General features: G+C 66.6%; 18 protein-coding genes and 1 pseudogene. 18 read left to right on the forward strand and 1 reads right to left on the reverse strand.

Going from position 1 to position 20,771, the window contains the following annotated elements:
- Window positions 1–106 precede the first annotated feature (106 nt).
- The 10 genes from qhpG (at window position 107) to ACFMBG_RS20060 (ending at window position 12,386) form a co-directional block, all read left to right on the forward strand.
- Window positions 107–1,603, forward strand: coding sequence for a flavin-dependent monooxygenase QhpG (gene qhpG, locus ACFMBG_RS20015; protein ID WP_421056441.1), 1,497 nt, complete (start codon window positions 107–109; stop codon window positions 1,601–1,603).
- Window positions 1,497–2,963, forward strand: a complete 1,467-nt coding sequence (peaA, locus tag ACFMBG_RS20020) for a quinohemoprotein amine dehydrogenase subunit alpha (protein WP_421056459.1) — start codon at window positions 1,497–1,499, stop codon at window positions 2,961–2,963. The genes qhpG and peaA overlap by 107 nt, the downstream gene beginning before the upstream one ends.
- Window positions 2,964–2,980: 17 nt before the next feature.
- Window positions 2,981–4,405, forward strand: a complete 1,425-nt coding sequence (gene peaB, locus ACFMBG_RS20025; RefSeq protein WP_421056442.1) for a quinohemoprotein amine dehydrogenase maturation protein — start codon at window positions 2,981–2,983, stop codon at window positions 4,403–4,405.
- Window positions 4,402–4,725 (forward strand): quinohemoprotein amine dehydrogenase subunit gamma, encoded by a 324-nt coding sequence (gene qhpC / locus ACFMBG_RS20030; protein ID WP_421056443.1) that lies wholly within the window; start codon window positions 4,402–4,404, stop codon window positions 4,723–4,725. Before peaB ends, qhpC begins: the two co-directional genes overlap by 4 nt.
- 13 nt (window positions 4,726–4,738) lie before the next feature.
- Entirely contained in the window at window positions 4,739–5,818 is a 1,080-nt protein-coding gene (peaD, locus tag ACFMBG_RS20035) for a quinohemoprotein amine dehydrogenase subunit beta (RefSeq protein ID WP_421056444.1), read from the forward strand.
- The gene (locus ACFMBG_RS20040; protein WP_421056445.1) at window positions 5,815–7,554 is read left to right on the forward strand and encodes an ABC transporter ATP-binding protein; all 1,740 of its coding nucleotides are present in this window, start codon (window positions 5,815–5,817) and stop codon (window positions 7,552–7,554) included. Before peaD ends, ACFMBG_RS20040 begins: the two co-directional genes overlap by 4 nt.
- A complete protein-coding gene (qhpE, locus tag ACFMBG_RS20045; RefSeq protein WP_421056446.1) occupies window positions 7,551–8,207 on the forward strand; it encodes a subtilisin-like serine protease QhpE in 657 nt (218 codons plus the stop codon). Before ACFMBG_RS20040 ends, qhpE begins: the two co-directional genes overlap by 4 nt.
- Window positions 8,204–9,199 carry a helix-turn-helix domain-containing protein gene (locus ACFMBG_RS20050; RefSeq protein WP_421056447.1) on the forward strand — a complete coding sequence of 332 codons (996 nt, stop codon included), beginning with the start codon at window positions 8,204–8,206 and terminating at the stop codon, window positions 9,197–9,199. The genes qhpE and ACFMBG_RS20050 overlap by 4 nt, the downstream gene beginning before the upstream one ends.
- A gap of 15 nt (window positions 9,200–9,214) precedes the next feature.
- Window positions 9,215–10,618 (forward strand): aldehyde dehydrogenase family protein, encoded by a 1,404-nt coding sequence (locus ACFMBG_RS20055; protein WP_421056448.1) that lies wholly within the window; start codon window positions 9,215–9,217, stop codon window positions 10,616–10,618.
- Between the two features lie 67 nt (window positions 10,619–10,685).
- Window positions 10,686–12,386, forward strand: a complete 1,701-nt coding sequence (locus ACFMBG_RS20060; protein ID WP_421056449.1) for an AMP-binding protein — start codon at window positions 10,686–10,688, stop codon at window positions 12,384–12,386.
- 7 nt (window positions 12,387–12,393) lie between these two features.
- On the opposite strand, the gene ACFMBG_RS20065 is transcribed toward ACFMBG_RS20060, so the two are convergent.
- Window positions 12,394–13,416: a nucleotidyltransferase family protein gene (locus ACFMBG_RS20065; protein ID WP_421056450.1), complete on the reverse strand. Its 1,023-nt coding sequence runs from the start codon at window positions 13,414–13,416 to the stop codon at window positions 12,394–12,396.
- Window positions 13,417–13,568: 152 nt separating this feature from the next.
- Between ACFMBG_RS20065 and ehuR the strand changes: the two genes are divergently transcribed.
- The 8 genes and pseudogenes from ehuR to ACFMBG_RS20105 form a co-directional block, all read left to right on the forward strand.
- A complete protein-coding gene (gene ehuR / locus ACFMBG_RS20070) occupies window positions 13,569–14,963 on the forward strand; it encodes a MocR-like ectoine utilization transcription factor EhuR (RefSeq protein ID WP_421056451.1) in 1,395 nt (464 codons plus the stop codon).
- A 95-nt stretch (window positions 14,964–15,058) separates the two neighbouring features.
- Complete coding sequence (locus ACFMBG_RS20075; RefSeq protein ID WP_421056452.1) at window positions 15,059–16,075, forward strand: TRAP transporter substrate-binding protein; 1,017 nt, start codon at window positions 15,059–15,061, stop codon at window positions 16,073–16,075.
- Between the two features lie 69 nt (window positions 16,076–16,144).
- A complete protein-coding gene (locus ACFMBG_RS20080) occupies window positions 16,145–16,711 on the forward strand; it encodes a TRAP transporter small permease (protein WP_421056453.1) in 567 nt (188 codons plus the stop codon).
- Window positions 16,712–16,721: 10 nt separating this feature from the next.
- Window positions 16,722–18,008, forward strand: a complete 1,287-nt coding sequence (locus tag ACFMBG_RS20085) for a TRAP transporter large permease (RefSeq protein WP_421056454.1) — start codon at window positions 16,722–16,724, stop codon at window positions 18,006–18,008.
- Between the two features lie 11 nt (window positions 18,009–18,019).
- Window positions 18,020–18,457: a universal stress protein gene (locus ACFMBG_RS20090; RefSeq protein WP_421056455.1), complete on the forward strand. Its 438-nt coding sequence runs from the start codon at window positions 18,020–18,022 to the stop codon at window positions 18,455–18,457.
- Window positions 18,458–18,467: 10 nt separating this feature from the next.
- Complete coding sequence (gene eutA, locus ACFMBG_RS20095; protein ID WP_421056456.1) at window positions 18,468–19,232, forward strand: ectoine utilization protein EutA; 765 nt, start codon at window positions 18,468–18,470, stop codon at window positions 19,230–19,232.
- Window positions 19,233–19,250: 18 nt separating this feature from the next.
- Complete coding sequence (gene eutB / locus ACFMBG_RS20100; RefSeq protein ID WP_421056457.1) at window positions 19,251–20,258, forward strand: hydroxyectoine utilization dehydratase EutB; 1,008 nt, start codon at window positions 19,251–19,253, stop codon at window positions 20,256–20,258.
- Window positions 20,251–20,771: pseudogene (locus tag ACFMBG_RS20105) on the forward strand (ornithine cyclodeaminase family protein); the annotation flags it as partial. The gene eutB and the pseudogene ACFMBG_RS20105, both read left to right, overlap by 8 nt.

The raw sequence follows: 20,771 nt of genomic DNA on the forward strand, positions 1-20,771 counted from the left end.
AAATTGCCGTAACCGGGGCCCAAGCGGCCGAATCTGTCCGGAAATGTCGGGTTGTTGTCCGGAAGTGTCCGCCACAAGGGGCGGCCTGCCGGGGCACCTTGGCTAAATGGCACCTCAAATAGGCACCTTTGATATTGCGATTGCAGGCGGCGGCCCGGCCGGGTCGGTGGCGGCGGTTCTGCTGGCGCGGGCCGGGTTCAGCGTGGCGCTGGCCACTCTGCCGCCGCGTGCGCCCCGGTATGAGGGGATGTCCGCCCGCGTCGCGGCGATCCTGGCGCGGCACCACCTGCCGCTGGCCGGGATCGGCCCGGCGGCGCAGCGCCATGTCAGCTGGGGCGCGTTCCAGGGCGGCCAGAACAGCGAGCATCTGGCCGACCGCAGCGCGTTTGATGCCGGGCTGCTGGAGGCGGTGCGGGCCGAAGGTGTCAGCGTTATCTATGCGGCGGTGTCCAGCGTGCGGCCTGAGGCGGGTGAAATCCGCCTGGCCGATGGTCAAAGCATTGCCGCCCGGCTGCTGTTTGAGGCCCGCGGCCGCCGGGCGCCGCGCCAGAGTTCGGATCTGAACCGGGCTGAGCTGGTGGGGCCGGACACGATCTCCGTTGCCGGATTTGTGCCGCCGCAGGCGGGAGATATGGAGACGCCGCGGATCGAGGCGCGGCCCGACGGCTGGGTCTGGTCGGTTCCTGTGGACCGCGAGCGGCTGTGGCTGCAGGCGGTGGGTGCTGCGGCTTCGCTGGGCCAGACGGGCGGCAAGACGGCTGTGACGGCGCTGTGGCAGACGGTGGCGGGAGATGCTCCGATGCCCCGCCGCCCCGTTGTTCATGCGATTGCGCCGCGGCTGGCGGCGCCGGATCTGGATCCACGCTGCCCGCGGCTGGGTGATGCGGCGGTGGCGCTGGACCCCCTGTCGGGGCACGGGATGTTCTGGGCGGTGTCCTCGGCGCTGATGGCGGTGCCCGTCGCGCGGGCGCTCTTGTCCGGGGAGGCGGAACTGGCTCGCGAGTTCTACCGCAACCGGGTGGCAGAGACCTTTTGGCGGCAGGCGCGGGTGGGCCGGGATTTCTACCGCGAGGCGGGGTTTCAGACGCCGTTCTGGCAGCAGCGCGCGGCCTGGCCGGACGATGCGCCGGCCCATGACACGGACATCCGCCCTCACACCGCGACGCGGGTGGTCGTGCAGGACGGGCATCTGGCGCGGCGCGAGGTGCTGATCACCCGGGACGCACCGGGCGGTGCGGCTTTTGCTGCCGGGCAGGAGATCGTGCCGCTGCTGCGCCGCCTGGACGGCCAGCCGCTGCCGGATGCGACCCGCTTTCACAGCGCGGTTCTGCCCGAGGCCCCGCCGCAGGCGGCCCGGGCGATCCATCAATGGCTTTTATCGCAAGGCTTCACCGAGGGGCGCAGATCCCCTGGGACACTGCAAACAGGGAGACTGAACCATGCAACTACGACCCCGCGGCCTGACGGCTGCACTTCTGATATCTGCGGCGGGCGCGGTGCCGGCGATGGGCAGCGAGGAGCTGCTGAAGAACACCTGCTCTGCCTGCCACACGGCAGGGGAGGGCGGGCTGAGCCGGATCAGCGGCCAGCGCAAGACGCCTGAGGGCTGGATGATGACCATCGTCCGGATGCAGCAGTCGCACGGGCTGGAGATCAGCGCGGATGACCGCCGCGCCATCGTGCAGCATCTGGCGGACACGCAGGGGCTGGCGCCTGCTGAGGCCGCGCCGTTCCGCTATGCGCTGGAGAAGGATCCGAACGCGCAGGAGAGCTTTGACGAGCCGTTCGCCTCGATGTGCGCGCGCTGCCATACCGGCGCGCGGGGGCTGCTGCAGAACCGCACGGCGGAGGAATGGGAGCTGCACATGGACTTCCATGTCGGCCATTTCCCCACCATCGAATACCAGGCGCTTGGCCGCGACCGGGAGTGGTACAAGATCGCCCGGACCGAGATCGCCAGCTATCTGGCCGAACAGAACCCGCTGGAGACCGCTGCCTGGACGGACTGGCAGGCGGCGGAGAAGCAGCCGGTGGCGGGCGGCTGGGTGGTGATGACCGATCTGCCCGGCATCGGCGAGGCCTATGGCAAGCTGACGGTGACGGGCGATGCCTCGCCCTATCAGGTCAGCGGCGAGTTTGTGACCGCGGACGGCACCGCGCATCCGGCGTCGGGGCAGATGAACCTGTACACCGGCTATGAATGGCGGGCCAATCTGGACATTGGCGGCACTGCCTACCGCCAGGTGCTGGCGCTGTCAGAGGATGGCAACAGCCTGCAGGGCCGCCAGTTCGACCGCAGCAACGATGCCTTGGGCGCGCCGCTGACAGGAGCGCGGGACGGGGCTGGCAGCGTCATCCTGGGCACGGTTCCCTCTGCCGTGCCGGCAGGGGAGGCGCAGGTGCAGGTGGTTGGCACCGGGCTGGACGGGCTGGACAGCTCCAGCGGCGAGACGGCTGCGAACACCTATGGCGCGGCGCTGTCGCTGGCGGCTGAGGGCAACGGCATTGTCACCTTCAGCGCAGGCGGGGCAGAAGGGCAGATCGCCCATTACACCTCTGTCGACAGCCTGAAGGTGGAGCCGGAATTCACCATCGCCCGCGTCGGCGGCGGCAGCGAGGAAGGCCCGGCGGCGGTGCCTGCCTATTTCAATGCGGTTGGCATGTGGAACGGACCCGATGGCAAAGCGGGGACCGAGGATGACGTGCGCATCGGACGGGTTGAGGCGGAATGGTCCGTGGCCAACGCGCATGAGCACGCAGCGCACATGAAAGACACTGAATTTGCAGGGGAAATGCAGCCAAACGGCATCTTTGCGCCCGCGGTTGCCGGCCCCAACCCGGACCGCCCCTTTAGCGCCAACAACGCGGGGGAGCTGACCGTGCAGGCAGAGGCGATGGGCCAGCAGGCGGAGGCGATGCTGATCGTCACCGTGCAGCGCTTCATCGACCCGCCGATCCGCTGAGACAGGGGAGAGAGACCATGAAAGACTTTCACTATCAGCCGGCCAATGCGCACCGGGTTGAGGTCGAAGGGCGGGAGGTTCTGTTCCATGTCCCCACCACCTCGATCTTCGAGATGGATGGGGTAGACCGGGATATTCTGGACTATGCCGCGCAGGAGCAGGCGTTCTCGATGGACGAGTTCGAGGCGCGGTTTGCTGCTGAGGATGCGGCGGCGCGGCTCGACGGGCTGGTGCGGCTGGATATCGTCAACGACGGCCGCCCGCTGCAGCCGGAACGGCCGCCGATCGAGATCGAGACCTTTCCGCTGACCACCATCGTTCTGAACGTCAACACCGGCTGTAACCTGGCCTGTTCCTATTGCTACAAAGAGGATCTGGCGGTGCCGTCCAAGGGCCAGAAGATGGCCTTTGAGACGGCGCGGAAATCGGCGGAGATGCTGCTGGCCGAAAACCCGGACCGGGACAGCTACAACATCGTGTTCTTCGGCGGCGAGCCGCTGTCGAACCTGCCGCTGATCCGGCAGGTGGTGGACTGGGCCGAGCCGCATTTTGCGGCGCTTGGCAAGGAGGTGAATTTCAGCCTGACGACCAATGCGACACTGCTGACCGAGCCCTTGATCGACTGGCTGGACGAACATCGCTTTGGCCTGACGGTTTCCATCGACGGGCCCAAGGCGCAGCACGATCTGAACCGCAAGACGGTGGGCGGCAAGGGCACCTATGACACGGTAGCCGCCAAGGCGCGGCTGCTGCTGTCGCGGTATAAATCCAAGCCGGTGGGCGCCCGCGTCACCCTGACGGCAGGCATCACCAATATCGTCGAGATCTGGGACCACTTGATCAACGATATCGGCTTTGCCGAGGTCGGGTTCTCGCCGGTCACTTCGGGCGAGATGGATGCCTTCAACCTCAACGGCGCCGAGCTGCTGGAGGTGTTCGAGGGGATGAAATCCCTTGGTAGACTCTATGTCGAGGCGGCGCTGGAGGGCCGTAACATCGGCTTTTCCAACATGCATCAGATGATGAACGACCTCTACGAAGGGCGCTCCAAGGCGCTGCCCTGCGGGGCCGGGGTGGGGATGCTGGCGGTCAACCACGATGGCGCGCTGAACCTGTGCCACCGGTTTACCGGATCGGAAATGGACCAGTTCGGCACCGTCGATGAGGGCATCAAGCGCAAGGAGCTGTCGGGCTTCATCAAGGCGCGGTCTGACCGCACCGAGAAGGGCTGTGCCACCTGCCGGATCCGCAACCTTTGCGCAGGCGGCTGCTATCACGAGAGCTATGCCCATTTCAGCGACCCGATGATGCCGACCTATCACTACTGCGACCTGATGCGCGACTGGATCGACTTTGGCGTGGCCGCCTATGCCCGGCTGATCGCCCAGGCACCGCAGTTCTTTCACCAACATGTTGCGCCGAGGAGGGCGTTTGGAAAATGAAACCGCTCAATCAGAAAGCCGAACGCGTTCAGCAGGCTGCGGCCCAAGGCCAGATGGAAGAGGTCCGGGCGATGCAGACCGTGACTGCCGGATGCGCCACCACCTTTGATCCGGGCTGGGAGGTTGATCCCTTTGGCGGGCTGGCTGCGCTGTGCCAGCCGATGGAGGCCGATCTTTACGGCTGCTCCGATCCCTGCTGGTGGCCTGCGCAGGTGCCCGACATCATGGTCAACCACCAGAACTGGGACGAGGGCGCCCCCAATGCTGCCAAGGACTGGCGGGCGCTTGGCGCCACCTACCCGACCGACGCCGAAACCTGAGGAGACCTGCATCATGAAATCCGCGCTTTTTGCTGCTGCTGCGTTTTGCGCGTCAGCCCTGCCGCTGGCCGCTGGCGACGTTCTGGTGACGGTGGCCCGGCCTTCCAACCTCTATGTCTTTGACGCCCAGGACCGCTCGGTCAAGGCCGACTGCGATCTGGGGGCGAATGTGACGCCTGGTGTCATTGCCATGTCGCCGGACAACCGCATCGCCTATGTGCTGCTGAACCATTGGCAGGATGTGGTCGGCGTCGATATCCAGACCTGCGAAAAGGTCTTTCAAGCGGCCCAGTCCGAGGGCGATGTGACCCGCCGCTCGCTGGCCTCGCTGGCGGTGTCCAAGGACGGCAGCCAGATCTACACGGTGCGCAATCCGGTGCGCAAGAAGACCGACCGCTATGAGGTGATGCAGCCGGAGTTTGCCGTCTATGACGCAGGTGCCGGGCTGGAGGCGAAGCCGTCCGCCACCTTTGAGGCGCCGCGCCGTTCCACCCTGATGGCGAGCGACCGCAACGGGCAGGTCTATGTCGCCGGGCATGAGATCTACCGGGTCGATCCCACCAGCGGCGAGACCGAGGTGGCGATTGCCAATGCCAGCTGGGACCGTCCCACCTACAGCCCGCCGGACGTGCTGGCATTCTGGCCGACCGGCAGCCAGAACGACGAGATGCTGCTGATGTACACGGCGGCGGTGTTCGCCGACGAAACCCAGCAGGAGTTGGCGGATTTCGTCTGGGGGTATCAGTCGGTTGACTTGACCACCGGTGAGACGGAGATCGCCGATTTCGCCTCCTTCGAGGTGCTGATGTTCTCCGCCGTGCGCAGTGCGGTGGATCCCAAGCACCTCTATGGCGTCTATACCCAGCTCTCAAAGCACAACCTGGAGACCAGGGAACTGGTCAAGCGGGTGGACCTGCCGCACACCTATTACGTCATCAACGTCTCCAGCGACGGGCGCGAGATATATGTCGCGGGCACCAATGACGACATCGGCATCTATGACAGCGAGACGCTGGAGCGGGTGGGCGAGATCCGGATGCCCTCCGGCGGGGATATGTCGGTTTCCACCCTGCATGTCGTGCCGCAGGGATGACCGGGCCTGCTGCCAAACTCTCCTCCCAGCCGGGCGGCACTGCTGCTGCCCGGGCCTGGCTGCGCCTGCCATCGCGTGCGGGCGCGGCGCTATTTACACCCGCCACCGCGGCCTGGCTGCTGCCGCTGCTGCGTCCGCACCGGCGGCGGCTGGCGGTGCTGCTGCTGATCAGTTTTGCCGCCGCCGCGCTTGGCCTGCTACCGCCCTATATCAGCAAACTGGTGATTGACCGCGGGCTGATGGCGGGGGATGCGGCGCAGCTGGTGATCTGGTCGCTGGCTTTGTTCGGGATCGGCCTGCTGGCCACCGGCACCGGCGCGCTGAGCAACATCCTGCACATGCGGGCCTCGGTCCGGATGCTGGCGCGGATGCGGAAGCGGCTGCTGTCGCGGCTGGCCGCCAAACCGGCGGGCTGGTTTGCCAGCCAGCGCGCGGGCGAGCTGCTGGCGCGGGTGGATGGCGACGCGGCGGAGGTGCAGAAGTTTGCCTTCAACGCGGTGCTGGGCGGCTCCTCGGCGCTGATCCGGCTGATTGGCGGCTCGGCGATGCTGATGGTGCTGGATTGGCGGCTGGGGTTGCTGACGGCGCTGCTGGCGCCGGCGGAGCTGGCCTTTCTGATCTGGGCGCGGCCCCGGACCGAACGCCACGCGGCAGCGGTGCGCGAGAGGCAGGGGCGGTATGCGGCGGGGCTGTCGGAGACGCTGTTCGGCCTGCCTGCGCTGCAGGCGGCGCGGGGAACGGCATGGGCTGAGCGGCGCAGCCTGCGGGATCATGCCGGGCTGAGCCAGAGGCTGATTGCGCAGAACCTCTGGGGCGAGTTCACCCGCGCGGTGCCGGTGCTGCTGTCGGCGCTGACCCGGTCGGCGATCTTTCTGGCGGGCGGGCTGATGGTGATCCGGGGCGAGTGGCCGTTGGGGTCGCTGATCGCCTTTGTGGCCTACATGGGCTTCATGACCGGGCCGATGCAGTCGCTGCTGGGCCTGTGGCACGCGCAGGCGCGGGTCAAGGTTGCCGCGGCCCGGCTGGATGCGGTGATGCGGGCGGCCCCCGCCGGGACTGCCCGCTTTGCACCGGAAGGCTATGCGCTGCGGCTGGAGGGCGTGACTGTTTCCCGCGGGGCGGCTGAGCCGGTTGGTCCGCTGTCTCTGACCATTCTCGAGGGCGCCAGGGTGGCGCTGAGAGGGGCGAGCGGGGCGGGCAAGACCTCCTTGCTGGCGGTGCTGTGCGGGCGGGCGCGGCCCTTGGCCGGGCGTGTCACCCTGGGCGGTGCGGATCTGGGCCTGCTGGGCGGGGCTGCCCTGCCGGAGCGGGTAGCCTACGCCGGGCAGCGGCCGTTTACCCTGCGCGCCAGCCTGCGGGACAACTTGTTCCAAAGCCGTGCCTTCTGGGCCAACCCTGAGACTGAAGCGCGGGTCTGGGCACTGCTGGAGCTGTTTGGCCTGGCAGACAGGTTCCGCAGCGCAGAGGGCCTGGACACCATGCTGGGTGAGAGCGGGCTGACCCTGTCGGGCGGCGAGCGCCAGCGGCTGTGCCTTTTGCGGGCGCTGTTGCAGCCCTTTGACATCCTGATCCTGGATGAGGCGCTGTCGGAGGTGGATCCCGCCACGGCCGCCCGGATCCTTGCCCATATCGACACGACTTTCCCCGATGCCACCCGCATCCTGACCGCCCACGGCGGCGCGGCGGCGGGTGGGGATTTCGACATGGAAATCAACCTGACGGAGGTCAGCCCATGACCCGTGCACCGCTGATAGCGCTGATTGACGGGCCGCTGGCGGAAGGCACGCCAGGCGTGTGCTCCCGCATGGATATGTGCCAGCTGCACCCGCGGGCTGCTGAAAGCCCGGCGGCGCTCCATGCCAGTCATATGGCCGCCGCCATTCGGGCCAATGCGCCTGAGGCCCGCATTCTTGGGCTCAGCATCTTTCCGGGTCGGCTCGCCACCTCGCTTGCCATCGTGGCGGAGGCGCTGTGCCGGGCGGCGGCGTCGGAGGCGGAGATTGTTCACTGCTCCTTTGGCCACGGTGAGGCCAGTCCGCTGCTGGCTGAGGCGGTGGCGGCAGTGCTGGCTGAAGGCAAGCTGCTGGTGGCCTCCGCCCCCGCCCGCGGCGCGCCGGTCTATCCGGCGGGGTGCGAGGGCGTTCTGTCCGTACAGGGCGATGCCCGCTGTGCGCCCGGCCAGTGGTCGTTGCTGGACCTGCCAGGGGCGCGGTTTGGCGCCTGCCCGGGCGGTCCCGGCGCGCCGGTGCGGGGCGCCAGCCTGGCGGCGGCGCATTTCACCGGGCTGCTGGCCCGCGCCTGCTCGGGCGGCGGGGTCGAGGAGATGCTGCAAACCCCGTCCTTCACGGGCCGGGAACGTATCGGGGCAGGAGGCCCGCAGGCGGCATGAACTGCTTTGACCATTGGAACAGCACCCTGCGGGCCAGCTGCGGCCACTATTATGCGGCGCCGGACCGGGCCGTGCGGGATTGGGCGGGAACCTTTGACCTGCGGCAGCGGGGCGGGGTTGATGTGGCCGAGGTCCGCTGCCCGCCGGCCCGCATCGAGCGCACCCGCAAGGGCATCCTGCGCGACGATCAGGAGCATTTCTTTCTGCTGCGCCAGCTGGAGGGTGAAACCGGCATCCTGCACGCGGGGTGCGAGGTGCTGCTGCGGCCGGGGGAGTTTCTGCTGCTCGATTCCACCCGCGCGGCAGAGCTGAGCATAAGCGGCCGGCCTGCCGCGTTTCTGTCGGCGCATCTGCCGCGGGCGCTGGTGCTGGAGAGGTGCCGGGAGATGCCCGCAGCGGGGTGCAAGATCGCGCCGCCGCATCCGCTGCACGCCAGCCTGTGCGGGCTGCTGGATCGGGACGGCGCAGAGGACAGCGCGGGCTATATCTTTGACCTGGTGCCGCTGGCCTTTGCCGGGGCCGGAGCGCGAGCGGGGGCGGGCAGCCTTGGCAGCCGCAAGCACCGGTTCCGGCTGGTGCGCGAGACGCTGGAGCTGCTTAGCGCAGACCCGGGTCTGACGGTGGACAGGCTGGCCGCGCGCACCGGGCTGTCGCGGCGCCAGCTGCAACGCGAGTTCCAGGAAAACGGCACCACCTTCACCGATTGCCTGACCCGCACCCGGCTGGCCGCGGTGGCGGGCAAGCTGCGCCATGCGGCGCGGCAGGGCGCCCGGGTGCCGATTGCCCAGATCGCCTATGGTGCGGGGTTTGGCGATATCTCCCACTTCAACCGGACCTTCCGCCAGCAGTTCGGCTGCTCGCCGCGCGGGTTCCTCAGCACCTGCACTCTGGGCGGATTTTTGGCGCAGGACGCAAACTCTTTGGCACCCATCCCCAAGACCCCGCCGCCGGGGCGTGGTTGTCTTTTTCAATCAAACCCGGCTGACGGATAAACAGGGAGAACGGCAATGGAATACCGCATGCTGATCAACGGCGAACAGGTTTCGGCGGAGCGCATGATCGAGGTGATCAACCCGGCGACGGAGGAGGTGTTTGCCCGCGTGCCGCATGCCTCCGAGGCGCATCTGGAGCAGGCGGTGGCCGCTGCCAAGGCGGCGCAGAAGGGCTGGGCGGAGACACCTATGGCGGACCGGCGCGCCAAGGTGGAGGCGCTGGCCGCCGCCATCGGCGAAGAGGCGGATGAGCTGGCGCGGCTGATCACCATGGAGCAGGGCAAGCCGCTGCCCGAGGCGCAGGGCGAGGTCGCTTGGTCGCAAGGATACCTGGCGCATACCGCGACGCTGGAGCTGCCGGACCGGGTGATCCAGGACGACGCGGAGTTCCGGATTGAGACCCGGCATAAACCGCTGGGCGTGGTGGCGGGCATAATTGCCTGGAACTTCCCGCTGCTCTTGTGCTGCTGGAAGATCGGGCCTGCGCTGATGGCGGGCAATGCGATTGTTTTGAAACCTGCGCCGACCACGCCTGTGGCGGCGCTGAAGCTGGGCGAGATCTGCGCGCGGATCTTCCCGGCGGGGCTGGTGAACATCATCACCGATGCCAATGACCTCGGCCCCAAGCTGACGGCGCATCCGGATGTGGCCAAGATCGGCTTTACCGGCTCGTCGGAGACCGGCAAGCGGATCATGGCCAGTGCGGCGGACACCATGAAGCGGGTGACGCTGGAGATGGGCGGCAATGACCCGGCGATCGTGCTGCCGGATGTGGATGTGAAGGCGGCGGCCGAAAAGGTCTATGGCGGGGCTTTCCTGAATGCCGGGCAGGTCTGCCTGGCGGTGAAACGCGCCTATGTGCACAGCGATATCTACGAGGACTTCTGCGCCGAGCTGGCAGCGCTGGCCGGGCAGGCGGTGGTCGATGACGGCATGAAGCAGGGGACGACCATTGGCCCGATCCAGAACAAGGCGCAGTTCGACAAGATCAAAGGGTTTCTGGAGGATGCGCGCGCCTGCGGCCAGATCATTGCGGGCGGCAGCGCCAAGGACGGTCCGGGCTATTTCGTGCCGCCCACTATCGTGCGCGATGTGACCGACGGCCAGAAGATCGTCGACGAGGAGCAGTTCGGCCCGGTGCTGCCGGTGATCCGCTTTGACGACATTGACGATGTGATCGCGCGGGCCAATGCCTCTGATTACGGGCTGGGCGGGTCGGTGCATTCTTCGGATACGGCCAAGGCCACCGAGATCGCCGGGCGCATCGAATCCGGCACCATCTGGGTGAACCAGCAGTTGAACATCGGCCCGCATATCCCGATGGCCGGCTTCAAAGGCTCTGGCCTGGGGGTGGAACAGTCGGTCGAGGGGCTGGCGGAATATACCCAGATGCAGGTGATCAACGTCGCCCGCGGCTGATCCCATTTGAAATCCGGCCGGGCTGCCGCCGCGGCGGCCCGGTCCGCTCTAGCAGCAGAGAACACCCATGACTGACCCGCAAACTGAACTTACTGCCCCGATTGACGGCCTCTCGCATGTGCAGGGGCCAAGCGCGCCGCCGCTGCAGCATATCACCATCCCGGCGTTGCTGCGGCAGGCGGTCGAACAGCATGGCGGCCGCGAGGCGCTGGTGTTCCCGGAGGCAGGCATCCGGATGACCTATGCGGAGCTGGCCCGGAAGGCGGATGAGCTGGCGGCGGGGCTGCTGGAGCTTGGCGTGGCCAAGGGCGACCGGGTCGGCATCTGGTCGCCGAACCGCTGCGAATGGGTGCTGACCCAGTTCGCCACTGCCCGGATCGGCGCCATTCTGGTGACGATCAACCCGGCTTACCGGCTGGCGGAGCTGGAATATGCGCTGAACAAAACCGGCTGCAAGGTGCTGATCGCGGCGGAAAGCTTCAAGAGTTCCAACTACCTGGGCATGATCCGCGAGCTGGCGCCGGAACTGGCCGCCGCTGCTCCCGGCCGGCTGGCAGCGGCGCGGCTGCCCGCGTTGCGCCATGCGGTGGTGATGGCGGCGGATCCGGGCCCCGGCGTTCTGTCCTTTGATACCTTGCAGGAGATGGGCGCGGGTGCGGACACTGCCGCGCTGGATGCACTCAGCGCCGGGCTGACGCCGGAGGAGGCGATCAACATCCAGTTCACTTCCGGTACTACCGGGTTGCCCAAGGGGGCGACGCTGACGCATTTCAACATCGTTAACAACGCCCGGTTCGTCACCAGCCGCATCAAGCTGACGGAGGCCGACCGGCTGCTGATCCCGGTGCCGCTGTACCATTGCTTCGGCATGGTGATGGGGGTGCTGGGGGCGGTATCCAAGGGCGCCGCGATGGTCTTCCCCGGCGAGGCGTTTGAGCCGGCCGCGGTGCTGGACGCCGCCGCCGCCGAACGCGCCACCGCGCTCTATGGCGTGCCGACGATGTTTGTCGCCATGCTGCAGGAGCTGGATCAGAGCCCGCGGGATGTCTCCTCGCTGCGCACCGGCATCATGGCGGGTGCGCCGTGCCCGATTGAGATCATGCGGCGGGTCAACCGCGACATGCACATGCAGGAGGTGACGATCTGCTATGGTATGACCGAAACCGCGCCGGTGTCCTTTCAAAGCTTCACCACCGACCCGGCGGAGAAGCGCTGCACCACTGTGGGCCGGGTACATCCGCATCTGGAGGTGAAGGCGGTAGATGGCGACGGCCGCACCGTGCCTGCGGGCGAGCGGGGCGAGCTGCTGGTGCGCGGCTATTCGGTGATGCAGGGCTACTGGGATGACGCGCAGGCGACCGGGGAGGCGATCCGGGACGGCTGGATGCGGACCGGCGATCTGGGCACCTTTGATGCGGAGGGGTTTTGCAGCATTACCGGGCGGGTGAAGGACATGATCATCCGCGGCGGCGAGAACATCTATCCGCGCGAAATCGAGGAGTTTCTGATCCGCCATCCTGCCATCGCGGATGCGCAGGTGTTCGGGGTGCCGGATGAGAAATTCGGCGAGCAGGTCTGTGCCTGGGTGGTGCCGGCCGCGGGTGCCAGCCTGGAGGAAGAGGAGGTGCGCAGCCATTGCCGCGGCCAGATCGCGCACTTCAAGATCCCGCAGCATGTGCGGATCGTGGCGGAGCTGCCGATGACCGTCACCGGCAAGCCGCAGAAGTTCCGGATGCGGGACGAGATGGTCCGGCAGCTGGCCGGCTGAGGCGGGGTCAGGACGGCAGCGTGTCCAGAAGGGCGCGGGTCTCCGGCATCTGCTGCAGGCTGGCGGAGATGCGGGCGCGCCAGGCCGGGCCGCGGTCCATCGCGGTCTCGTAAGCCTCGGCCAGATCGTCGGGGCGTTCGGCGTGCAAAACCTCGATCAGGAATGCGGCCTGGGCCCGGTCCTTGCGCGATTTCAGAGCGTCGGCGCCGCCGCGTCGGCGGTCGGCGACGATCAGCTTGTGGATGGCAAAGCGTTCGGGCCGGGGGATCTGGATCAGCACGCCGGAGCGGTAGAGCAGGGGCGCCTGCAGCGGTTCGGCAATCAGGTAGTTAAGGAAATGCAGGCTTTGGGCGCTGACGCCGAGGGCGGGCAGCGCGCGCAGGCCCTCCTGATCGCTGAAGGAGGGGGTGAGGAATTCCACCAAGGTGCGGCGGTCGGTCTGCCGCCAGCGCCAGACCTGGCCTTTTTCGGTGGAGGGCAGCGGGTCGAACTTCAGCTCCGAGAAGACATCGGCCAGCGGGGCGTCGACGCTGTCCTGCAAGACCAGCGAGAGGCGCTCGAAGCTGGCGATGTCGATATCGTCGGTCATCGCCGCCTGATCGAAGGTGATGCGCACGCCCAGCTCGCCCTCGTAGCAGCGGAAGGCCTGGGTGCCGACCAGGGTGCCGCCGAGCCGGAACACGCCGGCGCGGGCCATCGCGGAGATCACCTGGCCGCTGCCGGCATCCGCCATCAGGTAGCCCTCGGCGCGCAGGGTGCGCATCAGGCGGGCGCGCTCGCGGCTGGCCTGCTTCTCGGCCTCGGCGATCGGTTTGTGGCGCTCCAGCCGGCTGCGCAGCTCGGGCGTGTCCTCGCCGATGTAGCGGTCCACGGTTTCGGTGCCGATCCGGTAGTGGTCATACCAGTAGCGTTTGCTGCCGATGGTCTTGAGCTTGGGGGCGCCGCGCAGGCCGGAGACGGCGCTATCCTTGAGCGAGCGCAGAAGATCGGTCCAGGCGGCGGTGCCGGCGGCGGAGTGGTGCTGGATCACGGGCTACCCCACAGAAAGTTCTTTGTGGGGTATGTATAGCCGGTTTTCCTACCCTACAAAATATTTTTTGTGGGGTAGGGGCGGGCAGATGATTCTGTGCCGTGCAGCAATTGTCTTGGGATTTCCGGCGCGGAGCGCTATACAATTGCACCATGACAATCTGGTATCCCGATCCCGCCGCCCTGACCTCGCCTCTGCACACCAGCCTGGCCGCCGCCATCGCCAAGGCGATTTCGGACGGGCGGCTGCCCAAGGGCACCCAGCTGCCGACCCACCGCAGAATGGCGGAGGAACTGGGGCTGAGCGTGCACACGGTCAGCAAGGCCTATGAAACCCTGCGGCGGCAGCGGCTGATTGACGGGCAGGTCGGGCGCGGCAGCTATGTGCTGGACCCCGATACGTCCAATGACCAGCCGTTCCAGCTGAGCTCCGAGAAGGGCGGCGGCTTTGACCTGTCGATCTCGCGGCCGCTGTTTTCGCAGCAGCACGCGGAGCGGTTCGAGCAGGCGCTGAAGGCGCTGCCGGAGGGGCTGGATCCAAGCTATTACCTGTCCTGCCGCCCGAATGTCGGTCATGACGCGCACCGGGCTGCGGGGGCGGAGTGGCTGAGGATCTGCGGGCTGGAGGTGCCTGCGGAGCGGATCATCATGACCAACGGCGTAAGCCACGGCATGTCGGCGGCGCTGTCGGCGCTGACCCGGCCAGGGGACACGGTGGTGTCGGACAAGATCACCCATCACTTGCTGGTGTCGGGCTGTTCCTACCTCGGGCTGAACCTGGCCGGGCTGGAGACGGACGGCGATGGCATTCTGCCGGAGGCGCTGGAGCGCTATTGCCGGGAGCAGTCGCCCAAGGTGCTGTTTTTGCTGCCCTCCCTGGCCAACTCCACTGCCGGGATGATGCCGGAGGACCGCCGCAGGGTGCTGGTGGGGATTGCCCGAAAATATGATCTGCACATCATCGAAAACGATGCCTTCGGCCCGGTGGCGGAGGACCGCCCGGTGCCGGTTTCGGCGCTGGCGCCGGAGCGGTCGATTTACCTGACGACCTTTACCAAATGCACGGTGTCGGGGCTGCGGGCGGGTTATCTGGCGGCGCCGGAGCATCTGCTGCCGGCGCTGACCGGGCGGATTGTGGTGTTCGGCTGGATGGCGACGCCGCTGATGTGCGAGCTGGCCACCCGCTGGGTGCAGGACGGCACCGCGCTGGAGCTGGCCCAGTGGCAGCGCCGGGCGCTGGCGGAGCGGTATGCCATTGCCGAAGACGTGCTGCAGGGCTGGGATTGGCAGGGGCATCCGTCGGCGCTGCACCTGTGGCTGCCGCTGACCGCGGGCTGGACCACCGCCAGCTTTGTCTCTTACGCGCAGGAGCTGAAGGTGGCGGTCGCCCCGGATGCGCCGTTCCTGACCCCCAAGACCCCGCCGCAGAACGCGGTGCGGGTGTCGCTGGGCAGCGTCCAGGACCAGGACCGGTTCCGGCAGGCGCTGGAGCTGATCGCCGGGATGCTGGGCCGCCCGCCGGAGGGGGTCGCGCCCTTCACATACTGATTGTCCTGCAACAATAAAAAAATTGACATGCAGTACAATTCCTCTCAAGTCTGTCGCAGCGGTGCGCAGGCACCGGTGAGACTTGGGAGGAAATCATGGCTCAGACAGTCACATTCAGCTTCGGCGCCCTGGCGGCGGCGGGGATTGCCCTGGCGGGCAGCGCGGCGCATGCGGACACTTGGCGGTATGCCTTTGAGGAGGCGATGACCGATGTGCAGGGCGTCTATGCGCAAAAGTTCAAGGAAGAAATCGAGGCGAACTCGGATCACGAGATCCAGCTGTTCCCCTATGGCACGCTGGGCGAATCTGCCGACATCATGGAGCAGACCCAGGACGGCATCCTGCAGTTCGTCGACCAGTCGCCGGGCTTCACCGGCTCCTTGATCCCCGAGGCGCAGGTGTTCTTTGTGCCGTATCTGCTGCCGACCGATCAGGATCACCTGGCGCGCTTCTACAAGGAGAGCAAGGCGATCAACGACATGTTCAAGCCGCTCTATGCCGATCAGGGGCTGGAGCTGCTGAACATGTTCCCCGAGGGCGAGGTGGCGATGACCACCAAGACGCCGGTCACCACCTGCGCCGATCTGGACGAGGTGAAGTTCCGGGTGATGACCAACCCCTTGCTGGTCGAGAGCTACAAGGCCTTTGGCGCCACCCCGACGCCGCTGCCGTGGGGCGAGGTCTATGGCGGGCTGCAGACCAATGTGATCCAGGGCCAGGAGAACCCGACGTTCTTCCTCTACTCGACCAAGATCTATGAGGTCACCGATTACATCACCTATGCCGGCCACAACAATTTCACCACCGCGGTGATGGCCAACAAGGATTTCTATGACGGCCTGAGCCCCGAGGATCAGCAGCTGGTGCAGAACGCGGCGCAGGCGGCCTATGACCACACGGTGGTGTACCAGCAGGAGGCGGCAGAGACCGAGCTGGCCAAGATCATGGAAGCCAAGCCGGAAATGCAGGTGACGGTGCTGAGCGACGAGCAGCGCAGCTGCTTCAAGGAGGCGGCGGCCGAGGTCGAGGCCAAGTTCATCGAGATGACCGGCGGCAGCGGTGCCGCGATCCTGGAGCAGATGAAGGCGGACCTGGCGGCCACCGCCAACTGACGCCTGCATTGCAATCGCTGCTGAGCGGGGGCTGCCCGCTCAGCGGTGCGCAGACCTTGGGAGGAAGGAATGCAGCAGACACATGACTCCGCGCTGCCCGGTTTCCTGGGTGTGATCGACAGCGCCATCAGCCGCATCGAGTCGTTCCTGCTGGCCGCCGGTGTGCTGCTGATGGCGGCCAATACCGTGGCCAATGTGGTGGGGCGGTTCGTGCTGGGCAATTCCATCTTCTTCTCCGAGGAGCTGAACCGGATCCTGATCATCCTGATCACCTTTGCCGGCATCAGCTATGCCGCGCGCAACGCCCGCCACATCCGGATGTCGGCGGTCTATGACCTGCTGCCGCCGCATCTGCGCAAGGTGATGGTGGTGGTGATTTCGGTGATCACCGCCGGGTTCATGTTCCTGCTGTGCTTTTACGCGGTGAAATACATCGGCGCGCAGGCGTCGCGCGGGCGGGTTCTGCCGGCACTGCAGATCCCGGTTTGGGTGATCCTGGTCTGGGTGCCTGCGGGGTTCTTCATGACCGGTGCCCAGTACCTGCTGACCGCGGTGCGCAACCTGACCTCCAGCGGCATCTACCTCTCCACCCATGTGCAGGAGGGGTACGAGGACGCGGAAGAAATCGAAATCTGAGGACGGACCCATGGCTGCAACCATTTTTCTGACCATGATTGTCCTGCTGCTGCTGGGCTTTCCGATGATGATCCCGCTGATTGCCGGCGCGTTCATCGGCTTTCTGATGCTGTTCGGCGATCTGGCCCGGACCGAGACCATGGTGCAGCAGATGCTGGCGGGCATCCGGCCCGCGTCGCTGATTGCGGTGCCGATGTTCATCTTTGCCGCCGACATCATGACCCGCGGCCAGTCGGCCGGGCGGCTGATCAATGTGGTGATGGCCTATGTCGGGCATATCCGCGGCGGGCTGGCGATTTCAACCGCTGCAGCCTGCACCATGTTCGGGGCTGTCTCCGGCTCGACGCAGGCGACGGTGGTGGCCATCGGCTCGCCGCTCCGGCCGCGGATGCTGCAGGCGGGGTACAAAGACAGCTTTGTGCTGGCGCTGATCGTCAATGCCAGCGACATTGCGTTCCTGATCCCGCCGTCGATCGGGATGATCATTTATGGGGTGGTGTCCAGCACCTCGATTGCCGAGCTGTTCATTGCGGGCATCGGGCCGGGGCTGCTGATCCTGCTGCTGTTTTCCGCCTATGCCTACATCTATGCGGTGCGCAACAACGTGCCGGCAGAGCCCAAGGCCACCTGGGCTGAGCGGCTGACAACCATGCGGCAGGCGCTGTGGCCGATGGGATTCCCGGTGATCATCATCGGCGGCATCTATGGCGGCGTGTTCAGCCCGACCGAGGCGGCGGCGGCCTGTGTGCTGTATGCGCTGATCCTGGAGGTTCTGGTGTTCCGCTCGATGGCGCTGGCCGATGTCTATGACACCGCCAAGTCGACCGGCCTGATCACCGCCATCGTGTTCATCCTGGTGGGGGCAGGGGCGGCGTTTTCCTGGGTGATCTCATTCGCGCAGGTGCCGCAGCAGATCCTGGGGGCCATCGGTATTGCCGAGATGGGCGCCATCGGGGTGCTGTTCGTGATCTCCATCGCGTTCTTCATCGGCTGCATGTTTGTCGATCCCATCGTGGTGATCCTGGTGCTGGTGCCGGTGTTTGCGCCGGTGGTGAAATCGGTGGGGCTGGATCCGGTGCTGGTCGGCACCATCATCACGCTGCAGGTTGCCATTGGATCGGCCACGCCGCCGTTCGGCTGCGATATCTTCACCGCCATCGCCGTGTTCAAGCGCCCCTATGCCGAGGTGGTGCGCGGCACCCCGCCGTTCATCCTGATGCTGCTGGGGGTGTCGGTGGCGCTGATCTTCTTCCCGCAGATTGCGCTGTTCCTGCGCGACCTGGCGTTTGCCAAGTAGGGGGCGCGGCGATGTTCACATCCATTCTGGTGCCCTCTGACGGCTCACAAGGCGCCGAGGCGGCGCTGGCCAAGGCGGCGGAGCTGGCGCAGCTGTGCAGGGCGGAACTGACGCTGCTGACGGTCTACCGCCACCATTCGCTGCTGGAGGCCTCGATGCATGTGGTGCGCCCGGATCAGCCGGACGACCTGGACGAGATCATGCGCGGCCACGCCAGGGAGGTGGCCGAGCGCGGCAAGGCGCTGGCCATTGCGGGCGGCGTTCGAAATCCCCGCGCCTTTGTCAAAGCCGGGCCGGTGGCGCGCACCATCACAAGCTTTGCCAGGGAGCACGGGCATGACCTGATCGTGATTGGCAGCCGCGGCCTTGGTTCTCTGGAAGGCGTCCTGCTGGGCAGTGTCTCCCACAAGGTGACGAGCCTGGCGGAAACCCCGGTTCTTGTTGTTTAGGAAAGCGAAAATGGCCCTTGATATTCATGCCACGCCCTCGCGGGTTCCGGCCCGGCTGGACGAACGCCCGGTGCCCAAGCGGATTGCGCTGGTGGCGCTGGCGACCGACCACACGTCAGAGCGCGACTTTGCCCGGATCTGCGACCCGGACCGGGTGGGCGTTTTTGTGAACCGGATCGAATTCGAGAACCCGACCACCCGGGAAACGCTGCTGCAGACCGGCCCGCGGCTGACCGAGGCGGCGGCGCAGATCCTGCCGGGGGAAGCGGTGGACGTGGTGGCCTATGGCTGCACTGCGGCCTCCATCGTTCTGGGCAATGATGCGGTCACCCGGCATTTGAACGCGGCCAAGCCGGACACGCCTTGCGTCACTCCCAGTTCTGCCGCGTTTGATGCATTTGAGGCGCTGGGGGCCAGGCGGGTGTCGCTGCTGACCCCCTACAGCCCCGCCGTCACCGATGAGATGGCGCAGTATTTCGCCGCGCACGGGCCGGAGGTGGTAAGTGCTGCTTGTTTCGGGTTGACCGACGACCGCCGGATGGCGCGGATCTCCGAAGACAGCATCATCGAAGCCGGGATTGCTGCCTGTGATGCGGGGGCGGATGCGCTGTTTTTGTCCTGCACCGCGCTGCGGGCTGCTGCTTGCGTGCAGCGGATCGAGGACCGGCTGGGCAAGCCGGTTGTCAGCTCGAACCAGGCGATGGTCTGGCGCTGCCTGCGGCTGGCGGGGATCAGCGATGCGGTGCCGGGCTATGGCCGGCTGTTTGAACTTTAACCAGGCAAGACAGGTCCAATGACTGAGAAAATCACCCTTCAGGACAGTTACCAGGCGCGGGAACGGATTACCGGGCGGGTCCGGCGGACAGCTCTTGTGGAGTCTCCCGCCCTGAGCACGCTTTGCGGCGGGCAGGTCGCGCTGAAACTGGAGAGCACCCAGATCACCGGCAGTTTCAAGCTGCGCGGCGCCACCAATGCGGTCTTGTCGCTGACGGAGGAACAGCGCGCCGCCGGGGTCGTTGGCGTCTCCACCGGCAACCACGGGCGCGGGCTGGCCTATGCGGCGGCGCAGGCCGGGGTGCGCTGCATCATCTGCATGTCGGAGCTGGTGCCGCAGAACAAGGTCGAGGGCATCAAGTCCCACGGCGCTGAGGTGCGGATCACGGGCCGCTCGCAGGATGATGCTCAGGTGGAGGTGGACCGGCTGGTGGCGGAGGGCATGACCATGCTGCCGCCGTTCGACCACCGCGATATTATCGCGGGCCAAAGCACCGTGGCGCTGGAAATGCTGGAGCAGATGCCGGAACTGGAAACCGTGCTGGTGCCCCTGTCGGGCGGCGGGCTGATTTCCGGGGTGGCGATGGTGATGAAGGCGGTGAACCCGGCGATCCGGGTGATCGGCGTCAGCATGGAGCGAGGGGCTGCGATGTATGAATGCCTGCAGGCCGGCAGGCCGGTGCAGGTGGAAGAGCTGCCGACGCTGGCGGATTCCCTCGGCGGCGGCATCGGGTTGGACAATGCCTATACCTTTGAAATGACAAAAGCATTCGTCGATGATGTGGTGCTGGTCTCCGAGACGGAAATCGCGGCGGCCATCCGCCACGCCTATGTCGAGGAGCGGCTGGTGATCGAGGGCTCTGGCAGTGTTGGTATTGCGGCGCTGCTGGTGGGCAGGATTGAGCATCCGGGGCGCTGCGCTGTGCTGGTCAGCGGCCAGAACATCGGCATGGACCTGCACAAGCGCATCATTGATGGTGAGGATGTGGACGTCGCGGCGGAGACCGGGGGAGGTGCAGATGCCTGACATCAAGATCCTGACGGAGGCGGAGCTGCGAGAACTGGTGCCGCTGGATGCGGGCGCGGTGGACTGTGTCGAGCAGGGCTTCACCACGCTGGCCGGAGGCGGGGTGGAGATGCCGCCGATCATGACGCTGCTGGTCCCGGACCACAACGGGGAGGTCTGCGTGAAGACTGCCTATGTGCCGGGGATCGAGAGTTTTGCGATGAAGATGAGCCCGGGTTTTTTCGACAATCCCAAGCTTGGGCTGCCCAGCACCACAGGCCTGATGGTGGTGTTTTCAAGCCGGACCGGCCTGCTGGAGGCGCTGCTGCTGGACAATGGCTACCTGACGGATGTGCGCACCGCTGCGGCGGGGGCGGTCGCGGCGCGCCATTTGGCGCGCGAGGATGCCAAGCGCGTCTGCATCATCGGCGCAGGAGTGCAGGCGAAGATGCAGCTGAAGGCGCTGACCCTGGTGCGCGGCATCCAAAGCGCCGTCATTTGGGCGCGGGACAGCGCCAAAGCAGAGGCCGCCGC

It is taken from the genome of Leisingera coralii, from assembly GCF_049056525.1.
GTDB classification, from domain to species: Bacteria; Pseudomonadota; Alphaproteobacteria; order Rhodobacterales; family Rhodobacteraceae; genus Leisingera; species Leisingera coralii.

What these genes read in the sequence shown, in the direction of transcription:
- qhpG (WP_421056441.1), top strand. Translation starts at nt 107, where the DNA reads ATGGCACCTCAAATAGGCACCTTTGATATTGCGATTGCAGGCGGCGGC.
- peaB (WP_421056442.1), top strand. Translation starts at nt 2,981, where the DNA reads ATGAAAGACTTTCACTATCAGCCGGCCAATGCGCACCGGGTTGAGGTC.
- qhpC (WP_421056443.1), top strand. Translation starts at nt 4,402, where the DNA reads ATGAAACCGCTCAATCAGAAAGCCGAACGCGTTCAGCAGGCTGCGGCC.
- peaD (WP_421056444.1), top strand. Translation starts at nt 4,739, where the DNA reads ATGAAATCCGCGCTTTTTGCTGCTGCTGCGTTTTGCGCGTCAGCCCTG.
- ACFMBG_RS20040 (WP_421056445.1), top strand. Translation starts at nt 5,815, where the DNA reads ATGACCGGGCCTGCTGCCAAACTCTCCTCCCAGCCGGGCGGCACTGCT.
- qhpE (WP_421056446.1), top strand. Translation starts at nt 7,551, where the DNA reads ATGACCCGTGCACCGCTGATAGCGCTGATTGACGGGCCGCTGGCGGAA.
- ACFMBG_RS20050 (WP_421056447.1), top strand. Translation starts at nt 8,204, where the DNA reads ATGAACTGCTTTGACCATTGGAACAGCACCCTGCGGGCCAGCTGCGGC.
- ACFMBG_RS20055 (WP_421056448.1), top strand. Translation starts at nt 9,215, where the DNA reads ATGGAATACCGCATGCTGATCAACGGCGAACAGGTTTCGGCGGAGCGC.
- ACFMBG_RS20060 (WP_421056449.1), top strand. Translation starts at nt 10,686, where the DNA reads ATGACTGACCCGCAAACTGAACTTACTGCCCCGATTGACGGCCTCTCG.
- ehuR (WP_421056451.1), top strand. Translation starts at nt 13,569, where the DNA reads ATGACAATCTGGTATCCCGATCCCGCCGCCCTGACCTCGCCTCTGCAC.
- ACFMBG_RS20075 (WP_421056452.1), top strand. Translation starts at nt 15,059, where the DNA reads ATGGCTCAGACAGTCACATTCAGCTTCGGCGCCCTGGCGGCGGCGGGG.
- ACFMBG_RS20080 (WP_421056453.1), top strand. Translation starts at nt 16,145, where the DNA reads ATGCAGCAGACACATGACTCCGCGCTGCCCGGTTTCCTGGGTGTGATC.
- ACFMBG_RS20085 (WP_421056454.1), top strand. Translation starts at nt 16,722, where the DNA reads ATGGCTGCAACCATTTTTCTGACCATGATTGTCCTGCTGCTGCTGGGC.
- ACFMBG_RS20090 (WP_421056455.1), top strand. Translation starts at nt 18,020, where the DNA reads ATGTTCACATCCATTCTGGTGCCCTCTGACGGCTCACAAGGCGCCGAG.
- eutA (WP_421056456.1), top strand. Translation starts at nt 18,468, where the DNA reads ATGGCCCTTGATATTCATGCCACGCCCTCGCGGGTTCCGGCCCGGCTG.
- eutB (WP_421056457.1), top strand. Translation starts at nt 19,251, where the DNA reads ATGACTGAGAAAATCACCCTTCAGGACAGTTACCAGGCGCGGGAACGG.